The organism is Paenibacillus sp. FSL R10-2796 (genome assembly GCF_037965315.1).
Taxonomy (GTDB): domain Bacteria; phylum Bacillota; class Bacilli; order Paenibacillales; family Paenibacillaceae; genus Paenibacillus_AQ; species Paenibacillus_AQ odorifer.
The window spans coordinates 3,538,230-3,552,688 of sequence record NZ_CP150178.1; the positions used below are offsets into that span (position 1 = coordinate 3,538,230).

Genomic DNA, 14,459 nt, shown 5'->3' on the forward strand with positions numbered 1-14,459 from the left:
GATGAAAAAAATAATAAACAAGCCGGAGACTCTGGTTAGGGAAATGTGTAACGGGCTTGTCTTGGCGCATCCCGAGCTGGATTTCGATCCTAAATTCAAAGTGATTTCTAAGAAAGAGATCAATCAGGATAAAGTTACCCTGATCAGTGGTGGCGGAAGCGGGCATGAGCCGGCTCATGCCGGGTTTGTAGGAACCGGGATGCTGGATGCAGCTGTATGCGGTGATGTGTTTGCTTCTCCATCCCAAATTCAGGTTTATCAAGCGATTCGCCGCACTGCCAGCACCAAAGGTTCGCTGCTTATTATCAAGAATTATAGCGGTGACATCATGAACTTTAAAAATGCGGCCCATCTAGCAACTGAAGACGGCATCGAAGTGGATTATGTCAAAGTAGACGACGACATTGCCGTTGAAGACAGCCTTTATACAGTAGGGAGAAGAGGCGTAGCCGGAACAGTGCTTGTTCATAAGGTAGCCGGAGCAGCAGCAGAAGCTGGATTATCCTTAGCGGAGGTGAAAGAAGCGGCGCAACATGCAATTGATCATGTGCGCAGCATAGGCTTCGCCTATACCTCTTGTACCGTGCCTGCCAAAGGTACTCCGACATTTCATATTGAAGAGAACGAGATGGAATACGGGGTTGGCATCCATGGAGAACCTGGAATACGCAGGGAGAAAATTGTACCCGCAGATGAATTAGCACAGCGAATGGTTACCTCTTTGCTAGACAACTTCCAAATGAATGATCAGAAGCAGGAGGAAGTAGCCGTATTAATTAATGGTTTTGGAGGCACCCCGCTGCAAGAGTTATATTTGCTGAACAATTCTGTCATCCGCGAATTAACCGCTAAGAATAAGCAAGTGTTTAAAGTGTTTGTTGGTAACTACATGACCAGCATTGACATGGCAGGTGCATCGGTGACGATAATGAAGCTGGATGAGACACTGAAGAAATGGTTATCTGCGCCTTGTGATACACCAGCCTTGTCGATTAAAGGCCGTTTTGAGCCTGTGAACTATACTGAAGTAATCCAAGAAGAGAAAGCAGACAGCAATGTATCCTTTAAGAATAATACGGATGCTGCTGCAGCGGTGATTAAGAACAATCGGTTTACTTTACAAAATATCGTCTATCTGCTCGATCAAATGAGCCAGGTTATTATCGAGAATGAAGTTCCGTTCTGTGAGCTTGACTCCCACGCTGGAGACGGCGATTTTGGGATGAGTGTAGCTAAGGGCTTTAAACAGCTGAAAGTCGAGTGGGAAGATATTTTAACTCATCATTTCACTAATATCGGTGAGTTCCTTGACGCCTGCTCCATGGTCATTATGGAATATTGCGGTGGAGCATCCGGACCGATCTGGGGATCAGGCTTCCGCGCAGCGAGTAAAAATGTTCAGCAGAAGGAAGAGCTGACCATTCAGGAGTTTGCTGATATGATGCAGGCTGTTGTCAAAGGGATTCAAGATACGGGTGAAAGATCTTTTGGCAGAGGGGCTGTCGTCGGAGACAAGACATTGATTGATGCGCTTGTACCGTTCGCAGATGCCTGGACCCAAAGTGCAGAACAAGGCGACGATATCAAAGTGGCGGCAAATAAAGCAGCGGAAGCAGCTGTCCAAGGTTCTAAAAATACTATAGAAATCGTTGCCCGTATGGGAAGAGCCGGCACAGTGGGGGAACGCAGCATCGGTTATCCAGATGCGGGTGCTCATGCGCTTGGGGTTATTTTCACAGAGCTGGCAAAAGCAATGAAATAAACAAGGTTAACTGGCGTATCACCTAAAATTTAAAAAAAACGTACTGCATTAGCTGCAGTACGTTTTTAATTTAAATAACAAATTCAACGATGTATTGTTGGCAAATGAGTTCATATCCCAGCGATTGATATAGAGAAATGGCTCCTACATTCTCCTCAAAAACATTCAAATATACGTTAGCTGAAATGGCATGTCCTTGGCGTGTTAGCTCTGCACAGACTTTTTTACCATAACCATTTCTTCTCCAGGCCACATCTGTTCCGATATTTCCTAGTTCAACGTAATCCTCACTATATATATGGTATCCTCCTACAGCAATCAGCTCGTCTTGTGCCATCACACCATAGAACGGATTCTGTAATTCTTCTTTTGAAAAAGCCATGGTTTGCAGCTCGTTCATCTTTGCTTCAATTCGCTGGAAATGAGCAGGTCCTAAGTGCATAACATGCTTGTCCGCTGTTGGTAGAACATCTTCATGAATATGTTTCATAAGAAGCAATTTTTGGGGAGGGCTGTAGAACTCAAGCTGAGAAGCAAAGACCTGCAGCTCTTGTTCGTTAATAATAAAGCTACCCACCGCATGGTTATGTAGATGTAATTCATCTTTCATGAACGCCAACATTGAGCTGAGACAAAAGGATTGCTGAACTGGATATACAGAAAAAGCATTAAACGGAAGGCCACTTAAAAAGGCTAATACTCCAAGCAACTCGCCCTGGTCAGAATACTGACCGTAATGCACTGTGTTTTGTCTGCGAAAAGTAAGGTATGAATAATATAAAAAATGCTGTTCCTTATTAATCGAGCTTAATATAACATCTAACTCTGCTGCTGTTAATTTTCTATACATATACGACCTGCCTCCATTAACAATTGCTGTTGCTATTTCCTCTTGCCGAATTTGCACAACCTTTTCTAATATATCATAAATCAGAACTTTGTTTGCTTTATTGCTGGGTTGAGCCAAGTATGATACTATTGTCCCCTTAGAAACATAAAATGAGATATGAAGGTTTTCTTGAAAGGATGATATATATTAAGGCAATCTTAGTTCGGTACTTCGGAAATCCGCAAGATCGAACCGCCATGTTCAACGCTGCTTCCTTAGTCATCGATGCTTTTATTGGTATAGGCAAGTTAATTCTTGGGTTATATCTATTGTCCGGATGGTTCATCACAAATGCACTTTATTATCTGATCCTTTGTATAGCCAAAGGACAGGTGCTTCATAAATATACATTAGCTAAAAAAGTCAGTTCAGCACAGCAAAGGTATTCACTGGAGCTTTACGTTTATAAGCGTGGCGGTGTTTTTCTTTGTCTTCTAGGGGTTTCTTATCTGTTGGTCTGCCTGCGGATTTATCTAGTCGGAGATGCTTTGGTTTATGAAGGTTACATTGTATATCTGGTAGCACTGATCGCTTTTACAAAACTTGGTTTTGCCATTCATGGAAATATTGTTAACCGTCATCTCAAAAATCCCATTATATCAACATTAAAAATGATTAGCTTTACTGATGCCTTAGTCTCCATTGTTGTCACTCAAATGGCTGTGCTTACAATGAAAGGCTCACCTCAGGCATTAAACGCCAGCGCGTTGTTTGGCATGGGATGTAGTGTTTTATTTTGTCTGGGGGGGATCTGGATGATGCTCCGTAAGACAAAGGTTCCAATGAAGGAAGTAGAATTAATTAAAAATTAGATGATATCATAACTTCCCCTTATCCCTTAGGATGAGGGGTTATTTGTATTTTTATGTCATATTATCAGCGTTGAATGCCGAAGCTTATAGAAAATTATATTTTTATGCAACCTAAACACTTCTTTTCCTACTTTATAAGTGAATGCTTAATCAAATCGAACGGAAGTGATGGAGTGGAAGATAGTGAAATCATACAATTGTATTTTGCACGTAATGAAAGGGCAGTAGAAGAAACATCGAAAAAATATAGAAATTATTGTACTCGGATCGCTCATAACATTTTGTCTAATGCTGAAGATTCGGAAGAATGTGTTAACGATACCTTTCTTGGTGCATGGGAAGCAATACCGCCGAAGTCTCCTGCAAAGCTGTCCTCTTTTCTGGGGAGAATCACACGAAATATTGCTTTGAACAAATACGATTATTACATGGCTAAAAAACGGAATAAAAAATTCGATACGATTCTTAATGAATTAAACGATTGTTTATCCTCTTCAGACAACGTTGAAACCCAATACGAGGAAGCACAAATAGCCGAATCTATAAGCAAATTTCTACACAACATTAAGGAAGATCAGCGGAATGTTTTTTTGAGGCGTTACTGGTATTCTGATTCTTTGGCCGATATTGCCGCACGCTTCTCAATCAGTGAAAGTAAAACCAAATCAATTCTTTTCAGAACACGCAAAAAACTCCAAATATATCTTCAGAAAGAGGGTTATTTCCTTTGAATAATAAAGAACTCTTCAAAACAATCGGTTACATAGACGAAAATCTGATAGAAAAAGCCAACTCCGCGAGACGCACTAATAAAAAAGCTTATGTAAAGTGGGGCTCACTCGCAGCTTGTGCTGCATTGGTGTTAGGTGTGGCCGTTTATAAATTTCCGCAGACTCCGTTGCCTAATTCACCACAAATATCACAGCAGACACCAGTCTCGTCTCCCACAGGGGTTCGCAAAATTCTGAATTACAATGGATACCGTTATGCATTCGTAGCAGATGGCGCTCAGTTTAAGTTCACAGGTATGGAGCCTGACAAATCGCTTGGTGCATTAGAGTTTGATCTCAACCAAGAGCCCGGAAAGAATGACGGGGATAAGAATGCGGAAAAAGATTATGCCGCTACGTTCGCTATGGGTGGAAAGCTGTATGAAATCCCAACATACCCATCCCATTTTCGTATTGCAGTTAAGGATGAGCAATATTATTATCTAGCTGAAATTGTGGCGAAGGTAGACGATTCTGCAATGAGCGCGAAGGAGTATCTAGATCTGGCTAATCTGAAGGAGCATGCAAAAGATATCTATATTCTGAATCATGTGGGGAATGACGTGCAAAAGACTATCACTGATCATCCTATTGTTGAGTCCATTATCGAAGGTTTGTACAGCGCAAAAAAAACAGAGCTAAGCATTAAGGAATATGAAGCTCTTGCAGCGGCGCAATCCCAAGGAAAATCATATCAATTACAGTTCAACCTCAAAGACGGGACTTATATCGCCATGTATATCATTCCCGAATTAAAGGTGGTGTCTATGGGTGATGCTTATTATTATTTGCCTGATGCCTTTTTTGATCAAACCAGCGACCTCTTTTCAGGGCTGACACAAGAAGTGCTACCGCTTTACTGAGAAGGCGGAGATAAGAGATCCTTAAAAACTGTACATTGCAGGTTATCTAATATCTCGCATATAATGATCTAAATGATAATCGTTATCATTTAATAGAAGAGAAAAGGTGATCTGCTCATGATAAAACATAATATTGGGATTACGGAGTGCAGCTTACCTGCTGAGTGTATAACAGAATGACAAGTTCATCTATTCATAACATCTATAACGGGTATTTCGATGCTTTGTTTGAGGCTCCGTCTATGAGGGGCACTACAGAGAGGAAACATTTTGCACAATCCAGTACACAAGGATACGTCGATAGAGTGATCACACCCTCCGGGATCGAAATTGTTGATAGTGATTACCGTTTTGCTGATGATCGCCTAGTTCGGGTTCAATCCGAAGCGGCGATGATTGAGTTAAGCTTTTGTCTGCAGGGAAGCGGGGAAGTTCATGTAACAGATACCAGCCATGAGTTAATGCCCGATAGTTGTTCATTGCAGTTCATGCAGGATTTCCAAGCGGAATTTCACTATCGCAGTGCTGAACCTATCCGTTTATTGTCCATAGGTGTACCGGTTACACTATTCGATTCATGGATGGCGGATCAAGGCTCTTCACATGCTCGCAGCTTATCCGGGCTGTTAGATTCACGTGCTTTTCGAATGTTCCGTATGCCTATTCTTCCAGAAACCACCCGATTATTGGTGCAATTGAGAGACTGTCCATATCATACCTCCATGCGCCGGTTGTACGTAGAGGGGAAGGCATTAGAACTCCTATCTGTATATTTTGACGCATTTCTTTTTGAGCAGAAACATACTAAACGGAGTTTGCATTTATCACGTAGTGACCGAGAAAACATTCGAAAAGCCAGGGATATCATCCTTGACCACATGGCAAACCCACCTTCGCTAATCGAATTGTCCAAGCTGGCAGGCATTAACGAATACAAATTAAAAGTTGGTTTTAAGGAAGAGTACGGAACAACTGTATTTGCATATTTACGGAACAAACGTTTAGAAAAAGCATGGGAAATCATAAGTACCGGGGAGATTAGTGTCAGCCAAACAGCGACGATGGTAGGTTACAACAACTTTAGTCATTTTGCCGAAGCTTTTCGGAAGCAGTATGGAATTAATCCTTCAGAAGTAATTAAAAAACGATAAAAATTAAATAAATATCCGCCAAACCGTTATTCAATCCCTCTGCCGGTAGTTCTGTCCTATCAGCAGAGTGTATGATCGGACTTGCTAGAAGTGAGAATGATTATCAGTAGATTGGAGAGGGTTGGAAAAAATGTTCAGTTTAAAACAGATCTCTTTTGTGGGAATCGCCTTAATCATGATGGTGATGCTGTACGGGTGTGGGAATTCAGGTCAGGAGGCTAAAGTAGAAAATTCTCAACCTGCGGTAAATTCAGAACCCGTCGCTACTAATTCGACCGAAACACGTACCCTCAAGGATGCTAAAGGGGATATTGTAATACCGGTGAACCCGGTTAGAATTGCCGATGTATCCGGCTCAACGGAAGAACTTCTGGTGCTTGGATATAAACCTGTTATTACTGGGAATACAGATATGGCTAATTCATTAGAAATCACTCCTATTCTCAAAAAAGAACTGCCTGATGTAACTCCCGCTGGATGGTTTCAGACGGAAGTCAACTTAGAAGCGATCATTGCAGCAAGCCCTGATTTGATACTGGCAGGACCTACCCAAGAAAAAATCTATGATCAACTAAATATGATTGCTCCAACAGTGAGGGTGCCTTATGGTTTTAACGCTTTTAGAGAGCGATTTGCATTTGTTGCGGAGGTGCTTGATAAGAAAGCGGAAATGGAAACGTGGCTGAAGGCCTATGATCAACGTGCTCTACTACTACATGATCAAATCACTGAGATAACCAAGGAAGAGACGTTTGCGGTAATCGAAGCTACAGAGAAAGAAATACGCATCTATTCCCGCACAGGTATTGCGGATATGATTTTTAATGATCTAGGATTACCCATCGCGCCAGGTACACCGGAGCCAGATCCATGGGGAGGGAAAGTGACAAGTCTAGAAGCACTGTCCACCTTTAATCCAGACCATATCATTTTATTATCCGATAATGACCAGAATGTTCTTGACCAAAGCAAGGTCTGGAGCAATCTGAAAGCTGTAAAATCGAATAATATATATCGTATAACAAGCAGACAAAATTATAATGAGGCTTTCTTTGCTTTAGGAAAAGAAGCATTGTTGGAGCAAATAGCCGAACAAATCAAGGAACATATCAAACAGTAAAGGATAATTTAATCTTTTCTCGAATATTCTCTGAGTTGCAATGATTATTATTTGAAGGGATGATTAAATTGAAGCAAGGGATATTAGTTTTTCTAAATGGAACTTCAAGTTCCGGAAAGACCTCCATATCGACTGAACTGATAAAACAGAAAGAGATTCCTTTTTATCATTTATCAATTGATGATTTTTTTAATAATTACAATGATTTTATTAATAATAAATTTCCAGATGAACCTCCAAGAGAAATAGATCATCAAGTCGTTTCCCAAATATTAGATGATTCCATATTCTCAGTGTACCGCTCGACAATTAAATTGTTAATAGAAATGGGTTTTAATGTAATAGTAGATACCGTAATCGACAATGATAAGAGGTTTAATGTGTTTCTTGAGCAATTTTTCGATCAGCCTACGTTATTTATAGGTGTAATATGCTCGAAAGAAGAACTCATAAGAAGAGAGCAAACAAGAGGAGATAGAAAGATTGGACTAGCAGCTTCACAGTTTAGCAAAGTATATTGCTTTGATGAATATGACCTCGAAGTAAATACGGAAGAGATGAATTCAATAGAATGTGCCGAAAAGATATTAAGTTTTATTAAGTCCAATAAGGAATACTCGGTATTTAAGAAATTAAGTAAAAGAAATGTTAGTGTTTCCTAGATGGCGTATCCAGATAACACCATATTCAAGCGGGTCAAAAAAGAGAGGATCCTTTATAATGATGAGAATGGTTCTCACTATTATGAAAACTTGATCGGAGAGCGGTAGCAATGACTGGAATAGATTTTCATCACAATTTCAATCTTTTTTTCGATGGGCTTGAGCTGCCGCGGCAGAATAGAGATCGTACAGAGCACATGGCACTACATTCGCAAAGGGGAGAAGGGTTCGTTCGTCGATTCGTCCCACGCTTTGATATCAATGTGGTGGTATCCGATTTTACCTTTCGCCAGGATTACAGCGTGCCTCTCGTAACCAAAACAGCAATGGTTGAGCTTAATTATTGTTTGCAAGGGAAAAGAGAAGTCTCTGTTGATGGTGTCCAGTATGAGTTTGTTCCGGGAAGCTGTACGCTACAACTCATGAATGAAGTTGGCTCTCAATTTGAGTTTCAGGGGAATGAATCTTATCTGATGTTAGGCATAGGTATTCCTGTTTCGACTTTTCATCACTTCATGGAAGAAGGCGGGGGTGGGAGATCCGCTGATTTTGACCGCATTCTTGGCCAAGCATCTTTTCGTGTTTTTCAGGAAACGATGCAGCCGTCTACTGCTATCGTGCTTGAGCGAATGCTGGCAGCTCTTCAAAACCGCAGCACCAAAAATCTGGAGATCGAATGTAGTACATTAGAGCTTTTGTCGTTGGGCTTTCAATCGATTCTAACAGAAGGTACTTCTGGGACAACAAAGCTGTCGAAAAGCGACATGACAAAAATTAGTGAAGCCCGGGACATCATGTTGCAACGGATGATAGATCCGCCAAGCCTGTTGGAGCTCTCCCGATTGATTGGAATGAATGATAACAAATTAAAATCAGGCTTTAAAGAAATGTTCGGAACAACTGTATTTGGCTATTTGCGGGATATAAGGTTGGAGAAGGCTCTACACCTATTGCAGCAAGGTAATTTGAACGTTAATGAGACATCCTGTGCTGTAGGTTATTCCAACTCAAGTCACTTCTCAGAGGTGTTTCGGGAGAAATACGGGATTAATCCCGGCAAGCTTGTGAAACAGTTTGCTTCTTCTGTACTGTTGACTTCAAAACACGAATCGAACCTTTAAAGAATACGGAGATAACAGTTGCAAATAACCCACCAGTCACGACTGGTGGGTTATTACATTTACATATGAAGAGAAACGCAAAATCCCTCAGAATTTATTCTATCTCTCGACTACTGTTTCTCCTTCAATTAACACAGGTTGATAATAAGTATTGTTGGGAAGATCCTTTTTTCCTTGTAATTTTTTAATGACCCAATCCGCTGCATCACGGCCCATAGTTTCTTGGGGATGTGTTAAAGTGGTCAGTTTGATGTTCGCATTTTGGGCAATATAGGAGTTGTCCTGGCCAATAATTGATAATTCCTCTGGTATAGAAATGTCTAGCTGTCTGCAAGCATTGACCACTTCCAGACCAACCTCGTCGTTGTAGCAGACAATCGCAGAGAGGGTATCTCTATTTTTATTTAGGAAATCCTTCAAGTTCGTAGCTAAGGTTTGTTTGGTCTCGGTGTTGAACGAAAATATTTGCTCTGGATAAAACCGCAATTTAGCTTCTTCGAGGGCTTTGATATAACCCTTCATTCGATATTTGCCCTGTAAATCATCCATTTTTGCGATAAGTCCAATTTGAGAGTGGCCTTTGGAGATCAATTCTTTTGTTGCCAGATAACTGGACTGCACATCGTCAAGACAAAGGAAGGGGAGCTCTATTTCCTCATAAAAAGCATTAATCATAATGAGTGGAATATCTTGCTCCTTAAACGACAGATAATACGCAATATTGGGATTATACAGATTACTTTTCGTAGGTTCAATAATTAAACCATCTACGCCGTAGGACAACATCATTTCGAGAGCTTTTTTTTCTTGCGCAACATCGTTATTGGTACTAGCCAATAGTAGTGAATAGTTATCCTCATTCATTCGGCTTTCAATCCCCCGGATAATAGAAGGGAAGATGTAGTCAGAGATATAAGTCGTAATTACACCGATCGTCTTCTTATGGGAACTCCCGCCGGTCTTTGTGCGATATTGGTTGCTGACATACGTGCCAGAACCTTTTTCGCTGCGGAGGAATCCTTCGTTGGATAGCTCTAAAATGGCTTTTCTAACAGTCTGTCTGCTAACCTCGTACAAGGACTGCAAGGCAGACTCCGTAGGAATTTGTTCGCCTACATTGTAATCTCCTGAAAGGATCTTGCTTTTTATATCCTCTATAATCACTTGATACTTTGGTTTCATGTAATTCCTCTTTCCATACTTGTTCGCTTTATAATTCGTACATTTCGTTAAGTTGTATGTACAAATTATAGCATGACTACGAATTAAATATAAAGGGGCTCTTTTTTTATGAAAAATGTAAATATTTCGTACCTTTAGATCATCATAAACAAACTAAGTCCGGAGTTAAATTATTATCTTCTCCATATTTGTATGTATATATAACTATTTTATTGACAAATGTACGTACAAAAATTTATACTAAAGCTGTCAATTAAGAAAGCGAATTCTTTTATATTAAAAAAGCGCTGTCAGAGAGGTGACCAACGTGATATCGAATCGATTAAGCATCGAAGAAGCAATCAATAAGGGAGAAACTTCGCTAGGGATTGAATTTGGATCCACGCGTATTAAAGCAGTACTTATTGATCATAGTTTTCAAACGATCGCTTCTGGAAGTTATGAATGGGAAAATCAGTTGAAAGACGGCTTTTGGACGTACAGCCTAGAAGATATTATCAAAGGTCTACAAGATGCTTATCGTGAGATGAAGCAAGAAGTTCAACAAAATTACGGAATCACCCTCCAAACCGTTGGTTCAATCGGGTTTTCTGCAATGATGCATGGATATATGGCTTTTGACGAACAGGATCAATTGCTCGTTCCGTTCCGGACTTGGCGTAATGCAACAACGGGTAAGGCAGCCAAAGAACTGACAGATGTATTTAAATTCAATATTCCTGAACGTTGGAGTATTGCTCATCTTTATCAGGCGATCTTAAACAAAGAAGAACATGTGCCGCAGATTCGGTTTGTTACAACGTTAGCAGGATACATTCATTGGTTATTGACCGGCAACAAAGCACTTGGTGTTGGAGATGCTTCAGGTATGTTCCCGATTGATGAATCCATAGGAAATTATAATGAATCTATGATACAACAGTTTGATGAGCTTATTGCTGGCAAAGGTTATTCGCTGAAGACCAGCGACCTTCTTCCTAAGGTGTATGTTGCCGGTGAGCAAGCAGGTCTATTAACCGAAGCAGGAGCCAAAATTCTGGATCCATCATTGCAATTACAAGCTGGGATTCCGCTTAGTCCTCCAGAAGGGGATGCAGGAACCGGTATGGTTGCTACCAATAGTGTAAGAAAACGTACCGGGAATGTCTCCGTAGGAACCTCTGTTTTTGCCATGATCGTATTGGAAAAAGAGCTTTCCAAGGTTTATCCGGAAATCGATATGGTGACTACGCCAGACGGAAGTCCAGTAGGTATGGTTCATGCTAATAACTGTTCAAGTGACCTTAATGCCTGGCTCGGATTATTCCGTGAATTCTATGAAGCGATGGGGCAAAAAGCCGAAGCTGACAAATTGTACAGCGTACTGCTGAATAAAGCTTTGGAAGCAGACCCAGATGCCGGTGGATTGCTCAGTTACGGTTATTTCTCGGGTGAGAACATTACGGGGTTAGAAGAAGGTCGTCCGTTATTTGTACGTTCGCCTGAGAGCAAATTTAATCTGGCTAACTTTATGCGTACACATTTGTTCAGCGCCTTTGGTGCTTTGAAAATTGGAATGGACATTTTGACGAAAGAAGAGAATGTAGCCATAGATAGTATTTTAGGACACGGCGGTATATTTAAGACTCCGGTTGTTGGCCAAAGAATGATGGCAGCTTCACTGAATGTTCCTGTTTCCGTAATGTCGACAGCTGGAGAAGGCGGCGCATGGGGAATGGCTATTCTTGCCTCCTACATGATGAACAAAAATCAGGAAGAAAGCTTGGAAGACTTCCTCGATCAAAAAGTGTTCAAAGATGTAAAGGGAGAAGAAATTCATCCCGATGCAACCGACATTAAAGGTTTTGAAACCTTTATCGAACGTTATAAAAAAGGTCTGGCGATTGAGCAATCCGCTGTTGATAATTTAGTCTGAAAATGGAGGGACCAAGATGTTAGAACAACTTAAAGAAGAGGTTTTTCAAGCCAATCTGGAATTGCCGAAACATGGACTAATCAAGTATACATGGGGAAATGTGAGTGCAATTGATCGCGAAAGTGGATTATTCGTAATCAAACCTAGTGGTGTAGATTATGAAACAATGAAAGCCAGCGATATGGTAGTTGTTGATCTGGATGGCAATGTGGTTGAAGGGGAGATGAGACCTTCCTCCGATACACCTACTCACGCAGTACTTTATAAACATTACTCCGAAATTGGCGGAATCGTGCATACACATTCCACTTGGGCGACTATCTGGGCACAAGCAGGACTTGACGTTCCTGTAATGGGAACTACGCACGCTGATACATTCTATGGCTCCATTCCTTGTGCGCGTTTCTTGACGCAAGAGGAAATCGATCGGGGTTACGAAGCGGAAACAGGTAATGTAATCATCGAAACCTTTGAACAACGCGGGATAGATATTATGGCGGTTCCCGGTGTTTTGCTTAAAGGCCACGGACCCTTTACTTGGGGGAAAAATGCAAAATCCGCTGTAATGAACAGCGTAGTGTTGGATGAAGTATCGAAAATGAATTTATTTGCTAGAGAGTTGAACCATTTTGCGGAAGAATTGCCACAACGTATTCTAGATAAACATTACTTGCGCAAACATGGGAAAGACGCTTATTACGGTCAAAAATAATCAAACCACAAAATGATGAAAAGAGGATGAATATGTCAACAGCAGTAGCAAAAGAATTTTGGTTTGTCGTAGGTTCGCAACATCTTTATGGGGAAGAAGCATTGGCTGAAGTTAAAGCGCACGCACAAACGATGACAGATGCTTTGAATAAAAGCGGAGTTTTGCCTTACCCACTAGTATTGCAGGATTTGGCTGTCAGCGCAGATAAAATCACCAACATTATGAAAGAAGTTAACTACCGTGACGAAGTTGCCGGTGTCATCACTTGGATGCATACTTTTTCACCTGCAAAAATGTGGATCCGCGGAACAAAAATGCTGCAAAAACCTTTGCTTCATCTAGCTACGCAATATAATGAAAGTATTCCATGGGCAACAATTGATATGGACTTTATGAACTTAAACCAAGCAGCTCATGGTGACCGTGAATATGGTTTTATTAACGCCCGTTTGAACAAACAAAACAAAGTGGTTGTAGGCTATTGGGAACGCCCTGAAGTTCAAAAGCAAATTGCAGAATGGATGGACGTAGCCGTTGCTTATAACGAAAGCTTCAATATCAAAGTTGCTCGTTTTGGTGACAACATGCGTAACGTTGGTGTAACTGAAGGAGATAAAGTTGAAGCCCAAATTCAATTTGGCTGGACGGTTGACTACTTTGGTATTGGTGACCTGGTTCAAGTCATTAATGAAGTTAAAGAAGAAGAAATCGATGGTTTGTTTGCTGAGTATGCAGAGCTGTATGAATTCGACTATGGCACTAACAGCAAAGAAGCTTGGGAAGCTAGCGTAAGAGTTCAAGCAAGCTATGAAATTGCTATCAAACGTTTCCTTGATCAAGGTGGCTACAATGCCTTCACCTCAAACTTCGAAGATTTACATGGAATGAAACAACTTCCAGGACTTGCTGTTCAACGTTTGATGGCACAAGGATATGGTTTTGCTGGAGAAGGAGACTGGAAGACTGCAGCTCTCGACCGCTTGCTTAAAGTGATGAGCCATAACCAATCGACTGGCTTTATGGAAGATTACACTTATGAATTGACAGTTGGACAAGAATCTATTCTTCAATCCCATATGCTTGAAGTAGATCCAACTTTGGCAAGCAACAAACCAAAAATCATCGTGTCTCCACTAGGTATTGGTGGTAAAGACGATCCAGCCCGTTTAGTATTTGACGGCAAAGCAGGAGACGGTGTAGTGGTTTCCATGGCTGACTTCGGTACGCATTACAAACTTTTGATTAATGAAGTGACTGCTTTTGAACCAACTGTTCCAGCTCCAAACCTTCCAGTAGCTCGTGTGCTTTGGAATGTTAAACCAAACTTCCAAGACGGAGTTAAAGCTTGGATCGAAAATGGTGGCGGTCACCACACCGTTGTTTCATTAACTCTTACAACAGACCAAATTATTGCTTACGCAAAACTTGTGAACTTGGAATATGTAGTTATTAAATAATAGCAAAGCTTTATTACGATTAATAGGACTCCATTCCTCGGCT

13 protein-coding genes are annotated in these 14,459 nt (G+C 40.9%); 11 read left to right on the plus strand and 2 right to left on the minus strand.

Annotated features, from left to right (window positions below; all coding sequences use genetic code 11):
• Nucleotide 1 precedes the first annotated feature (1 nt).
• Nucleotides 2-1,762 carry a dihydroxyacetone kinase subunit DhaK gene (dhaK, locus tag NST58_RS16130; RefSeq protein ID WP_339248718.1) on the plus strand — a complete coding sequence of 587 codons (1,761 nt, stop codon included), beginning with the start codon at nucleotides 2-4 and terminating at the stop codon, nucleotides 1,760-1,762.
• Nucleotides 1,763-1,832: 70 nt separating this feature from the next.
• Here the strand turns inward: dhaK and NST58_RS16135 are convergent, their stop codons facing one another.
• Nucleotides 1,833-2,612, minus strand: a complete 780-nt coding sequence (locus NST58_RS16135) for a GNAT family N-acetyltransferase (protein WP_280752963.1) — start codon at nucleotides 2,610-2,612, stop codon at nucleotides 1,833-1,835.
• Nucleotides 2,613-2,788: 176 nt separating this feature from the next.
• On the opposite strand from NST58_RS16135, the gene NST58_RS16140 reads away from it, so the two are divergent.
• From NST58_RS16140 to NST58_RS16170, 7 genes are all read left to right on the plus strand, one after another.
• On the plus strand, nucleotides 2,789-3,463 hold the full coding sequence (locus tag NST58_RS16140) for a hypothetical protein (protein ID WP_254857049.1): 675 nt from the start codon (nucleotides 2,789-2,791) through the stop codon (nucleotides 3,461-3,463).
• Nucleotides 3,464-3,636: 173 nt separating this feature from the next.
• Complete coding sequence (locus NST58_RS16145; protein WP_076125863.1) at nucleotides 3,637-4,194, plus strand: sigma-70 family RNA polymerase sigma factor; 558 nt, start codon at nucleotides 3,637-3,639, stop codon at nucleotides 4,192-4,194.
• The gene (locus NST58_RS16150) at nucleotides 4,191-5,096 is read left to right on the plus strand and encodes a hypothetical protein (protein ID WP_249267687.1); all 906 of its coding nucleotides are present in this window, start codon (nucleotides 4,191-4,193) and stop codon (nucleotides 5,094-5,096) included. Before NST58_RS16145 ends, NST58_RS16150 begins: the two co-directional genes overlap by 4 nt.
• A 176-nt stretch (nucleotides 5,097-5,272) precedes the next feature.
• Nucleotides 5,273-6,247, plus strand: a complete 975-nt coding sequence (locus NST58_RS16155) for an AraC family transcriptional regulator (protein WP_076125617.1) — start codon at nucleotides 5,273-5,275, stop codon at nucleotides 6,245-6,247.
• Nucleotides 6,248-6,377: 130 nt separating this feature from the next.
• On the plus strand, nucleotides 6,378-7,367 hold the full coding sequence (locus tag NST58_RS16160) for an ABC transporter substrate-binding protein (RefSeq protein WP_076141218.1): 990 nt from the start codon (nucleotides 6,378-6,380) through the stop codon (nucleotides 7,365-7,367).
• A 68-nt stretch (nucleotides 7,368-7,435) separates the two neighbouring features.
• Entirely contained in the window at nucleotides 7,436-8,029 is a 594-nt protein-coding gene (locus NST58_RS16165; RefSeq protein ID WP_076276526.1) for an AAA family ATPase, read from the plus strand.
• Nucleotides 8,030-8,139: 110 nt separating this feature from the next.
• Nucleotides 8,140-9,150 (plus strand): AraC family transcriptional regulator, encoded by a 1,011-nt coding sequence (locus NST58_RS16170; protein ID WP_076190365.1) that lies wholly within the window; start codon nucleotides 8,140-8,142, stop codon nucleotides 9,148-9,150.
• 99 nt (nucleotides 9,151-9,249) lie between these two features.
• Here NST58_RS16170 and NST58_RS16175 read toward each other — a convergent pair whose 3' ends face one another.
• The gene (locus NST58_RS16175) at nucleotides 9,250-10,332 is read right to left on the minus strand and encodes a GntR family transcriptional regulator (protein ID WP_076125610.1); all 1,083 of its coding nucleotides are present in this window, start codon (nucleotides 10,330-10,332) and stop codon (nucleotides 9,250-9,252) included.
• Between the two features lie 307 nt (nucleotides 10,333-10,639).
• Here NST58_RS16175 and NST58_RS16180 point away from each other — a divergent pair, with 307 nt between their 5' ends.
• The 3 genes from NST58_RS16180 to araA are packed head-to-tail and all read left to right on the plus strand — an operon-like array spanning nucleotide 10,640 to nucleotide 14,416.
• Nucleotides 10,640-12,247, plus strand: coding sequence for an FGGY-family carbohydrate kinase (locus NST58_RS16180; RefSeq protein ID WP_076190364.1), 1,608 nt, complete (start codon nucleotides 10,640-10,642; stop codon nucleotides 12,245-12,247).
• A 16-nt stretch (nucleotides 12,248-12,263) separates the two neighbouring features.
• Nucleotides 12,264-12,959 carry an L-ribulose-5-phosphate 4-epimerase gene (locus NST58_RS16185; RefSeq protein WP_036677359.1) on the plus strand — a complete coding sequence of 232 codons (696 nt, stop codon included), beginning with the start codon at nucleotides 12,264-12,266 and terminating at the stop codon, nucleotides 12,957-12,959.
• 32 nt (nucleotides 12,960-12,991) lie between these two features.
• Nucleotides 12,992-14,416: an L-arabinose isomerase gene (gene araA, locus NST58_RS16190; RefSeq protein WP_038571054.1), complete on the plus strand. Its 1,425-nt coding sequence runs from the start codon at nucleotides 12,992-12,994 to the stop codon at nucleotides 14,414-14,416.
• Nucleotides 14,417-14,459: the final 43 nt, after the last annotated feature.